The organism is Paenibacillus endoradicis, assembly GCF_024721975.1.
In genome coordinates this window covers 481,001-492,459 of the sequence record NZ_JANQBB010000001.1, presented here as the reverse complement: position 1 = coordinate 492,459, position 11,459 = coordinate 481,001, and the positions used below count along the sequence as shown (strand labels likewise).

At 37.9% G+C, this 11,459-nt stretch carries 11 protein-coding genes; 3 read left to right on the top strand and 8 right to left on the bottom strand.

What is annotated here, in order from left to right; genetic code table 11:
• Window positions 1-62: 62 nt before the first annotated feature.
• From NV377_RS02150 to NV377_RS02120, 7 genes are all read right to left on the bottom strand, one after another.
• Window positions 63-920: a PHP domain-containing protein gene (locus NV377_RS02150; RefSeq protein WP_258199525.1), complete on the bottom strand. Its 858-nt coding sequence runs from the start codon at window positions 918-920 to the stop codon at window positions 63-65.
• On the bottom strand, window positions 911-1,822 hold the full coding sequence (locus NV377_RS02145) for a selenium metabolism-associated LysR family transcriptional regulator (RefSeq protein ID WP_258199524.1): 912 nt from the start codon (window positions 1,820-1,822) through the stop codon (window positions 911-913). Before NV377_RS02145 ends, NV377_RS02150 begins: the two co-directional genes overlap by 10 nt.
• Window positions 1,823-2,082: 260 nt before the next feature.
• Window positions 2,083-2,520 carry a hypothetical protein gene (locus tag NV377_RS02140; RefSeq protein WP_258199523.1) on the bottom strand — a complete coding sequence of 146 codons (438 nt, stop codon included), beginning with the start codon at window positions 2,518-2,520 and terminating at the stop codon, window positions 2,083-2,085.
• Between the two features lie 351 nt (window positions 2,521-2,871).
• Window positions 2,872-3,135, bottom strand: coding sequence for a YlbG family protein (locus tag NV377_RS02135; protein WP_258199522.1), 264 nt, complete (start codon window positions 3,133-3,135; stop codon window positions 2,872-2,874).
• Window positions 3,136-3,239: 104 nt separating this feature from the next.
• A complete protein-coding gene (locus NV377_RS02130) occupies window positions 3,240-3,722 on the bottom strand; it encodes a YlbF/YmcA family competence regulator (protein WP_373425785.1) in 483 nt (160 codons plus the stop codon).
• A gap of 71 nt (window positions 3,723-3,793) precedes the next feature.
• A complete protein-coding gene (locus NV377_RS02125) occupies window positions 3,794-5,614 on the bottom strand; it encodes a helicase-associated domain-containing protein (RefSeq protein ID WP_258199521.1) in 1,821 nt (606 codons plus the stop codon).
• Entirely contained in the window at window positions 5,611-7,281 is a 1,671-nt protein-coding gene (locus NV377_RS02120; RefSeq protein WP_258199520.1) for a DNA repair helicase XPB, read from the bottom strand. The genes NV377_RS02125 and NV377_RS02120 overlap by 4 nt, the downstream gene beginning before the upstream one ends.
• A gap of 179 nt (window positions 7,282-7,460) precedes the next feature.
• On the opposite strand from NV377_RS02120, the gene NV377_RS02115 reads away from it, so the two are divergent.
• Window positions 7,461-8,291 (top strand): lamin tail domain-containing protein, encoded by an 831-nt coding sequence (locus tag NV377_RS02115; RefSeq protein ID WP_258199519.1) that lies wholly within the window; start codon window positions 7,461-7,463, stop codon window positions 8,289-8,291.
• A 23-nt stretch (window positions 8,292-8,314) separates the two neighbouring features.
• On the opposite strand, the gene NV377_RS02110 is transcribed toward NV377_RS02115, so the two are convergent.
• On the bottom strand, window positions 8,315-9,493 hold the full coding sequence (locus tag NV377_RS02110) for an amidohydrolase (RefSeq protein ID WP_258199518.1): 1,179 nt from the start codon (window positions 9,491-9,493) through the stop codon (window positions 8,315-8,317).
• A gap of 375 nt (window positions 9,494-9,868) precedes the next feature.
• Between NV377_RS02110 and NV377_RS02105 the strand changes: the two genes are divergently transcribed.
• A complete protein-coding gene (locus NV377_RS02105) occupies window positions 9,869-10,213 on the top strand; it encodes a YugN family protein (protein ID WP_258199517.1) in 345 nt (114 codons plus the stop codon).
• 15 nt (window positions 10,214-10,228) lie between these two features.
• Window positions 10,229-11,431 carry a putative lipid II flippase FtsW gene (gene ftsW, locus NV377_RS02100; protein WP_258199516.1) on the top strand — a complete coding sequence of 401 codons (1,203 nt, stop codon included), beginning with the start codon at window positions 10,229-10,231 and terminating at the stop codon, window positions 11,429-11,431.
• The last annotated feature ends 28 nt before the right edge of the window (window positions 11,432-11,459 follow it).

Genomic DNA, 11,459 nt, shown 5'->3' with positions numbered 1-11,459 from the left:
AAAAACAGGCATGTACGTCCTCACTTCCGTGGAGACATACATGCCTGTTTCATTATGAAAGATTATTGCATTCGCGACCTATGAAGTAAATAGATCTGGTCGTACACTTCCATAGACGTACTTACACTGCCTAATTGACCATGAATTTGAGTACCCTGTTCATCAATACCATGGAAATCTGATCCTGCTGTCATTAGCAAGTTGTATCGTTTAGCTAACGATTGGTAGTATTCTATTTGGTCTGGTGTATGATCGGAGTGATTAACTTCCACTCCGTCTACTCCAGCTTGTAACAATTGTTCGACTAGCGCATCGTTGTGATAGATGCCAGGATGTGCAAGAATTGCCACTCCACCAGCCTCCTTAATCCATTGATAGGCATCTGATGGATGAATTCGTAATGGTTGCACATAGGCTTTCCCATGCTCTCCAAGATACTGATCAAACGCTTCTTGCTTATTGTTCACATACCCTTTATTAATAAGAATTTGCGCAAAATGAGGTCTGCCAATAGATCCATGGGCATCACCGGCAATCTCAATCACTTCTTGCCATGTTATAACTATTCCAAGTTCATTCAACTTCGCAAGTAACATCTCATTACGACTTTCACGTGTGGCTCCTAATTGGATAAGGCGCTGTTGCCAAAGTTCATCGTCATTATTCGTGAAATAACCTAACACATGTATTTCTTGTCCATCAGCGACGGTACTAATTTCTATTCCAGGTAACAACTTAATATGAAATTGTTCAGCCGCTATTAGCGCTTCTTTAACCCCTGCGGTTGTATCATGATCTGTTATCGCTACCGCAGCTAACCCTAATTGCGCTGCCATTGCTACAATTTCTGTAGGTGAAAATAATCCATCTGAAGCAGTCGTATGAACATGCATATCTATAGTAGTTTGAATTATAGCCATTGACTTAAGTCCCTCTCTCTTAGAAAGTTCAAAAACGTGACTGCCGAAATAGGCAATAAAGATGATTTCAAATACACGGAATAAAATTGACGCTTAAACGTTACATTCTCAATAGGTAATGTTTTAATAAGTCCAAGAGCAACTTCATGCTTCACAGAAGATATCGATAAGAATGATATACCTAGTCCTGCTTCTACGGCTGATTTGATTGCCCCTGTGCTTCCTAGTTCCATAACAATTTTTAATTGCAGAGGATCAAAGCCATTAGCAATGAGTTTATCTTCCATAACTTGCCTTGTTCCTGAACCTTGTTCACGTAGTATAAATGGATATTGTAGTACATCCTCAAGTTGCAATTTTTCCAAATCTGCAAGTGGGTGATCGCTTGGTACAACAAGGACCAACTCATCTTCCATCACTGCTTCAATATGCATATCAGGATGCTGAATTGGTGCTTCGATAATTGCAAAATTAAGTTGATGATTCTCGATTTCCTCAATAAGATGAGTCGTATTCATAACCTTCATACTAATACCGATATGAGGAAATTCCTTACCGAAAGGTCCTAACCAGCGTGGGAGAATAGACTCACCAATCGTTAAGCTTGCCCCTAATTGCAAACGACCTTTCAGTTGTTTCGTAAAACTAGACATCACCATATCTGTATCTCTGATCAAATCAATACTCTTCTTAGCGTAGGGTAACAGTACTTTTCCCGCTTCAGTTAACTCAATTTTTTTCGTAGAGCGCATAAATAACTTTGTACCAAAATATTCTTCGAGAGATTGGATTTGCATCGTTACCGCTGGCTGAGTCATATATAAAGTTTGGGCTGCGGCAGAGAAACTACCTCGATCCGCAACGGTATGGAAAATATGTAATTGATGAAAATTTAAGGCCATGTCTTTCCCACCTTTCTACTGTTGCCATTATACAACAACTTCCAAAATATTATAATACATAGGTTTCGTTACTTTAGTCCTGATCTCTCAATATAAATCATTAGTTAGCCAAAAGAGGCTACTATTCAAGATCAGTGACCTTGAATAGTAGCCTCTTCTTAACATACATGTCTCGTATTGGTGTAGCATTATTTTTAAGGGACATTCGTAATTAGTTACTTGTCATTATGTAATTACTGAATAAAAACAGTTGCGATTGATCATCTTATCGTTCTACTATTTTTTAATAAATTCATTTTCCGATTATGTCTTAACCAAGTGTAATATGACTTTAAATCTCTAAGTTGTACAACTTCGGATAAATGACCGAGAAAAGTAATGACATGCATACGATGCAAGGGATTACCTAATATATCTTTGTCATGATCAGATTCAGTAAAATCCGCAATAAACACAAGATCATCATCAATGATATAGGCTTCTTCTTCCCCTTGGTAATACATCTTGATAGCTGATCGTCTCAAGCTATCCCACATATAATCTGCGATATGTTGCATTCCAACAGGTGATAGATTGACGCGTTCTTTCCAACGTTTCTCAGCATGCGTTGTAATATGAATGTCTGCCACTTTTTTTGTACCAAGCTCAATATAAAAAGTTTCATATGTACTCCAACGCCTTGTCCGCTTCTCTCTCATATTATGCTCCTCCTTGGACTAGGTATTAAAGCCTATATCTATATTCCTATATTAACATGTTTGGGTGAATTTTCCAACAAATACACATGAAGATCAAATTAATTACTATATACCGAAAAAAAAATATGGAAATATATTCTATTTATAACTTAAAAGTAATTTTCTGATGAAACTAAAAAAGGATAGCATCTGCTACCCCTAATAAGTGTTTTATGAATTTAAAGAGCCCATTAATTAACTGACTAACCGGCAACTTATCAATTGACTAACTTTGCTATTAAAAACGAAAAAGAACTGAGAAAAGGTAGTAAAAACTACATTTGCCTCAGTTCCTTGTCATACCTTCACATACTAAATGCTGTATGCTCTAGTTTTATCTTCAACATCTTTACTGTATTCTGTTGGAATCTCATTACGATAAGATCTTTCGATCTTTTTAACATAAGCAAGTCGATGAAGTTGCTTGAGTTGCTCTTCCGCTTTGTCAGCATTCATATACAACACAACATAATGTAGCTTACGGGACATATAATGAACTGTACCGAAACGTTCCAATCCTCTAGCTGCCTTCATATCGCTAACCCATATAATAAAACCTGTACGCTCTGGTAACATTGGTTATGATTCCTCCCAAAACTTTTCATTGCCTTCTCGATTCACTACTAGAGCAAATGAAAAGTACTTCGAAAGCTTATACTTCATTTTTCAATATAAAGGATTTAGCCGCAACCACCGCTACCGCAGCTACAAGAACCACCACTACCGCAGCCACCGCCTGCTCCAGCGCCTTTTTCATTGCTTGGTACTTTAATAGTTTCCGAAACAGCTCTTGCAATTGTCGTAGCTACTTCATGCAATAGTTCATCCAACTGCTGCTCTTGCTCTTTGAATTGTCGTACGCAAGCAATTGCTTGCAACTTCGCTTCGACTTCCTTCACTTTATCTTTTGCTTCATGATAATTGGGATGGAATCTTCCAAAACGTTGACATTCTTCAAAAAGTTCTTTAGCTTTGTTGAACTCACGTTGTATTTCTTTCACTTCTGTATTGTTAGCTACTTCAGATTGCCAATATAAATAATTAGCAACTGGAGCGGAATCAATAATAGTGTCACCAAGCTCATATGCTTTCAGAAGTAACGACGCCATATCTAACGTTGCTATTTCTGGTTCAGTCGCAACTGCTTGTACTTGATCATACATCGGCATCATACCACCTTTTCATATTGCTATAACTATACATTATCATAATCAGCAATGTACGCCAATAGAAATCACAAAACTGTAGCTATATGTAATTTAATACCTTGCCAATCATTGAGCTGTTCGAGTTGCAGTTCATCGCTTTGCTGACGATCAAATACTCCCTCTACTACCCACTTATCATCAACTTCTAACATTCGGTTCGGATGGAAATATAACAATTCCCCTTCTTTTTTAATTTGCAAAGATAATTGATGATTTATAGCTAATTGTACAATTTGTTTGCTAGTAGAGTAATGGTATTGACGACATTCTGTCATCCAACTAGTCGTAATTGAACCATATTCTTGCATAGTAAGTAGCTCATACCGTTCCTCATGTTCTAATAACGGTTCGTCTAACACTAGATTGGTTGTCGCTAACCACTTACCCCATTGTTCAATTGGCCGCAAGAGGTGTAATGCATCTCTAAACACCACTTCCATATGAAGTAAAGAACAATTTGTAACCTTTTTCTCATTCTTACTCGTCATTAAACTCGGTACGGTCACCTTATCTTGATTAACTTCGAATAATTCACTAGACATGTTAACTCGCTGCCTAGACTCCTCATAAGTCGTTCGCGCAGCTTGTAGCATATGTATAACAATTTGCGGTAAATCATGATCACAGCTTTGCCCTAGCCATTGCTTTATTTGATCTAATGGATATCCAGTTGTTAGAGCTTTGACTAAGCTCTGTAATGTTAATTTATATACAATAATCTCTTGCTCACTGATCCGCTCAGCAATCTGTTCAAGGAGCCATAGCTGTCGGTAGGAAGTTCCTGGCATAACGATTATTTCACCGTTGTCTTGAATCGCAAGTTGAGATTGACTATGCAATGCAAAAATATGACGTTGTACAAACATACGAGTACCGTATTCTGAATTTTTCTCTGAAAGAGTTGTCAACCACCCTGAAGTTCGCCACATAGACAATAACAGTTGCAACTCATATGAAGGAGCATGAATCTCATACCATAAACCAGCATTACAAGTCATAAGTTCACTAATTGTTACAGCAGTAGATTCATAATAGGGTTGAACGAGAAAGAACTCACACATCCATTGCATATGTAAAGCCTCTCGTTGCCATTCATGAAGTAGGAGCCACTCGTTAATATGAGACATGTTCAATTTTAAACCTACATCGGTTTCCTCAACTAATTGCAAGGCATAAGCTAATTCCAAAAAAAACATCAGATTAGCACCATAAGTTTGTTTGCGAAGATGTGGAAGATGATCTCGTAAAAACTCATTATCTATAGAAGCGCTAAGTGCTGTTAACTTCTCTCTTGTTAACTTTGCTAGCTCTCCTTTCTTCGTGTAACTTAAATCCAACTTATTCATTGCAAGTAATATATACATTAATGTTTTTCCCAGTGGTATCATATTTCCTTGGTCAACAGTATAGTATGCGATATTTAGATCTCTAGATTGCTTCCAATATTGAAATTCTTGATTTATAGTACTGCGCCAATTATGAAAAACAGGATATGGCATTTGCCACATATGACCTTTCCATGGATGTTTTCTACATTGTATAACACCAAATTCTGCTAAGGAGAGTAAAGAAAATAACGCTTGTTGTCCTGATATATGCAATTGAATTTTCATGGCGTTGATCAGTTGTTCTTGTTCTGTAACGGTGTTCCCCTTATTTTGTAACAACCATTGTAGTACCAATTCATCATAGTCATTGAGTTGTTCTTTCACGAAAAGAATGATTTGGGGTTCAACAATTGCTTGCTCCCAGATCCATTCCTGACTAAATGGCTTCAGTAACTGATGATTCATATATTTCGCCTGAACACCACGATCTAATTTTCCACGCCAAGTGTGCATATTCATTCACTTAACACCTCATGCTGTGATATACATTGATACTGATAACCTTGTTCAAGCATAAACATCCCTCTCTTCAAAGCAAACTCTGTTTCTTTGGTCTCCTCTGTTACTAATGTATAGAACCATGCTTCATTCAGAGTATGCTTAGGTCGTAAGAGACGTCCGATTCGTTGTGCTTCTTCTTGCCTTGATCCAAAGCTTCCTGAAACTTGTATAGCAACACACGCATCAGGTAAATCTACAGCTAGATTAGCAATTCTAGATACAATTAGAATAGGACATTCTCCACTACGGAATTTAGCATATAGCGCTTCTCGTTCGACTTGCCTTGTGCTTCCACTAAGCATCGGAACGTTAAGCGCAGATGCGATTTCTTCTAGTTGTGATATATATTGACCAATAATTAAAGTTGGTTTGTCACGATGTTGCTGTAGTAGTTCCTTAACAATCGTTAGTTTACCGGGATTGACAGCCGCTATTCTCAGTCGTGTTCGAGGTTGTGCATATAGGTATGCTTCACGATACTCTTTGGCTAATGACACTCTAATTTCAGTGCAATGTACTTTCGCGATATAAGACTGTTCTTCTGCTTTCTTCCATTGCATGTCGAAAAGCTTCGGGCCAACTAAAGAAAAAACATCATGAGCACAACCATCCTCACGAATTAATGTAGCGGTTAGACCAAGTCTTCTCGTCGCTTGAATCGTCGCCGTCATACGAAAAATAGGCGCAGGTAATAATTGAACCTCATCATAAATAATAAGTCCCCAATCCCGCTCGGAAAATAATTTCATATGTAAGTATTGATCTGATGATGGTTGTCTATGGGTAAGTATCGTGTAAGTAGCTATCGTGATTTCTAATACTTCTCGTTGCTTACCGCCATATATACCAATCCGCTTAGGATCAATATTGGTCTTTTCAATTAATTCTTGTCGCCATTGATTGGCTGAAGTTACACTAGACGTAACGATGAGCGTCGCAGATTGTAAACTTGCGATAATACCAATACCAGTTATTGTTTTTCCTGTGCCACAAGGTAATACAATTACGCCGCTGCCACCTAATTTGTCACGATGAAAAGCAGCAATCGCTTTACGTTGATAATCTCGCAATTGGAAATGTTGACCTTTCGAAGTTTTCTCTAGCAATTCAATTGATAAAGTTTCACCTTCGTGATATCCAACAAGATCAGTCACTGCATATCCTGCACGAGCTAGTTCTTGCTTAACAAATCCACGACTTTCCCGCTTCAATATCCACTCTGTATCTCTTGTCTTCGACACAATCCAATCTAGAATATAATTATGATGAGCAAGCTCACTCATAATCTCTGAGTCACCTTGCAGCAATAACTGTTGGTCGATATATTGTAGTTGTAATCTACCAAAACGATTTAGCCATAATTGAAGCTTCTGATGTGCCATAATAGGAATTGTTCCTTTTACATACATGCGAAGAATATCAAGAATACGCTCACTCTTCATCCCAAGTGTCAGCGCGTTCCATAAAGTAATAGCTGTCACTTCATACACTTCATATTGTCCCATTACTTTAATAAGTTCTGTAAAAGGCTGTATTTGTTTTTGAACTTCAACTGCATAGATAGAACGACTATCCAGTAAGATTGAAAGATCGCTTTGTACAATTATTGCCTCTTTTGTGAGCAAATAAAACCCTCCTTGTAACTAGCTTTATAGCTACAGTATGAAAGATTGTTGCACTTTTTATGCTCTATTACCTAGTCATTTGCTGGAAACATATATTTTTTACTGCTAATTATGGTATAATAGATAAAATAATCGTTTAATTATTCACGATTTTCTACATTTTGGAGGATATTCTTTATATGAGAAATTTGAATTACGTTGGGCTTTGCCTAGCTTTTATGCTTTTGGCAGCATGCTCCGCACTCCCGGCTACGACTTCAAATGTAATAAAAGAGAATACCTGGTTTCCAGTCGGCAAAATATTAAACAATGACTCCTTTGAAATTTTATTAGGCGATCATATTGAACAAGTAACCTTTCTTTCTCTTGATGTTACCAACATTAACGATGAAGCATTCGGAACGGATATTCATCAATATATTTCTGATCAACTCCTTGCCTCCGAACAAGTGATGTTAAGTTTTGATACAGAAATGCGAAAGGAAAATGGCCAATTACAAGCCATTGTTCAGCTGCAAGATGGAACAATACTGAATGAAAAGTTGTTAGAACTCGGTTATGCCAAATTACTAATTGTCGAACCAAACATTAAGATGGAAAACGTTTATAAACAGATCGAACAACAAGCTAAAGGTAATCATACTGGAGTTTGGATTAACGCGGAAGAAACGAGTAATGAAGATGTTACGATCAAAGAAACGCGTTACACAGGCATCTCATTAGCGATAAATAAGCGAGAACAAAAAGCAATCATCTCTAATCATACCTTGACTGAAATTGATTTAAGCCATTGGAAACTTTTGAGTGTTACAGGTAATCAAACTTACATTTTTGAAGAGTTTATATTAGAGCCAGGTGAAAAAATTACGATTTACGCTACTGAAAATCAAAAATCAAAAGATCTCTATTCTTATTATTGGGGTAGTGATGACGTGTGGGATCTTTCCCAAAAAGAAAGTGCAGAGTTGTATAACACAAAAAATGAGCTGATTGCAGAATGGGAAGAATAAACTTCCCACTACAATCAGCTTTTTTATTGCGCATATTGCTCAGCGACATGAACTAGCATTCTTATCGCATGTTTCATCGCACGTTCATCAATATCGAACTTAGCATGATGATGAGCATATGTTGCTTGGCATTCTTCATTACCAGCGCCAACGAACATAAAACATCCAGGTACTTCTTTCAAATAATAAGAGAAATCTTCTGCAATCATAATCGGCTCTGCCACGATAACGTTATCTGCACCAATAACTTCTCTTGCCACTGATAACACACGATTAGCCTCTGTTTCATCGTTAATAACTGAAGGATAACCTTTTTTGAGATTATATGAATATGTTGCTCCATACATATTACAAGTTGTCATTAATATATTTTCTAACTTGTCATGAATTAATGCTCTCGTTGGTTCATCAAAAGTTCGAATCGTCCCTTTAATTCCACAACGCTCAGCAATAATATTATTGGCATGACCAGCTTGGAAAGAACCTACCGTTACAACTGCAGGATTCATTGGATTGACACTACGACTAACTATCGTTTGCAATGATTGAACGAATTGAGTTCCTACTACAATCGTGTCTACAGTGTCATGCGGCATGCCACCATGGCCTCCAAGCCCTTGAATATCGATATAGAAATCATCAACTGCACTCATAAAGTTACCAGCGCGGGTGGACACTTTACCGTACGGCAATGGAGTCCACAGATGCACTCCGTATACGACATCCACTCCTCGTAATACACCTTCAGCGATCATCGGTGCTGCGCCGCCTGGAGCAACCTCTTCAGCAGGTTGAAATAATAATCTTCTTTCACCCTTCAGCTTATCGGTATGCTGCGTATAAAATTCAGCAATTGCTAATAAAGTAGCTGTATGACCATCATGGCCACATGCATGCATCACATTAGGCACTTTTGAAGCATAAGCGACTGTTTTTTCATCTTGGATGGGTAGACCGTCCATATCAGCACGCAAAGCTACTGTAGGGCCATTGTGAGCGCCAACAATAGATACAATTAGTCCATTGCTTTGCGTACATCTCTGCACATGACAACCCATTTCTTCTAATTTCTTTTGAATCCATGCGGAAGTTTTCGTCTCTTGAAATGATAACTCTGGATTTTCATGAAGATAACGACGCCAGTGCACTGCTTTCTCATATATGTTTTCAATATGTGGCTCCAAATGTGCAATAATGTTCATGGTGTTACCTCCTGATTTTACTACCTTTTACTATAAAATATCTCATCATATAGTGTAACAGAAAATATGCTTTTGGGTAACCGTTTAACAAAGCAACAAGAGGTAATACTCATTTTAATAGGTTTGATACGCAGCAGAAGTCGGCATCTGTTGCTTTTTGTCTATGAGTAATACTTGCACTAGAACTGGAAACATACTATCATTATGAAAGATAACAACAGTTCTATATGATGAAGCCTTTTAATTTATTACGCTACATTAATACTAAAAAGTTTTTCTAAAAGCTATGCATGATCTTCACTAGTCTAACTTTGCTACTTTTCTTTCATGAGAAGTAACATCGAAATATTATGAAAAGTTTTGGGAGGAAATTATATGATTATCGAAAACTCCGGTCTTAATGGACTAACTAGCGAATTAGGGTATTTAGATGAAGCTGCTGAGAAAGCTGGATTTGTACGCTGGCAGTGGGAATACTATCGCGCTACATACGATTTGAAAATTTCTGACAAAGAAACTGATGCAGATTACTACGTGCGAGTAAGCACTCGTGCAATTGAAGGAAAACTAGAAAATCCACATGCTGTACTTAACATTGAAGACGTATATATCGGACGAGCTACTTTCCCACATGGTCTTGATTATGAGTCTCCTATTCCGAAAAATGTGCTTACTATTGCTGATAAAGGCCTGAGCCAATTGAAAGCATCATTAAGCTAATAATGAGGTAACTATATGAAAGCTCCGCAAAAAAAAAGCAAGGGTAGACCAGATTTTCTACTTCTTATAATGACCTTAATTCTAGTCGGTTTTGGACTAGTTATGGTGTTTAGCGCGAGCTCAGGTATTGCTGTTGTATCTCCCGTATACGACAACGACGCACTATATTTCACAAAACGCCAGCTCGTCTTTGCTGCTCTAGGGATAGTCGGAATGTTCTTCCTAATGAACATACCATTCCGAAAACTTGGAAAACTACAAATATTACTATTTATACCAGTAATAATTATGCTAGCAATTGTTCCATTTATTGGAACGGAACTTAACGGTGCACGAAGTTGGTTCGGATTTGCTGGTCTAGGAATACAGCCAACAGAATTCGCCAAGCTATCACTGATTCTGTATCTAGGTGCGCTAATTGCCAAAAAGGGTGAAAAATTCCGTTCCTTCAAGCGTGGATTAGTACCCGTACTTATCATTGTTGCTTTCGTATGTGCACTTATAATGATGCAACCTGACTTAGGTGCTTGTATCATTATAGTTAGCTGTGCGGCAATGATGATTTGGGCCGGAGGCGCAAATTTAAAGCAACTCTTTTTCACTTCTGTTATTGGAGTCGCCGTTCTTACGCCAATGGTTGCAATATCCTATTTGATTGACCCAGCTAGTTGGCGATATCGTATTGCTCGTTTCACTTCTTTCAAAGATCCTCTCGCTTATGCTCAAGGTGATGCATGGCAGCTTGTCTCATCCCTGCAAGCATTAGGGCATGGTGGTATTGCAGGAGCTGGATTCGGTGAAAGTGTGCAAAAGCTCCACTATTTGCAATATGCTTATAACGATTTCATATTCGCAATTATTGCAGAGGAACTCGGTTTTATCGGTGCTGCTCTATTTATTTTATTCTACCTCGTATTTATTTGGAGAGGGTTACTTGTTGCTGTTCGCTGTCCAGATACATTTGGAATGGTTACAGGTGTTGGGATCGTAGGATTACTTGCTTTCCAAGCATTTATTAATATCGGTGGGGTTACTGGTGCAATTCCGCTTACAGGGGTTACATTACCATTCATTAGTTATGGCGGTTCTTCCTTGCTTGTTACCTTAATGTGTATGGGTGTGTTACTCAGTATTTCAAGAGAATATTATAAAGTGCTGCACAAAACTACGATTACTTCTACAACAACGAAAAAAACGACTGCACCGTCCTTTGATTAAAGGACAGGCAGTCGTTTTTATAATCTAT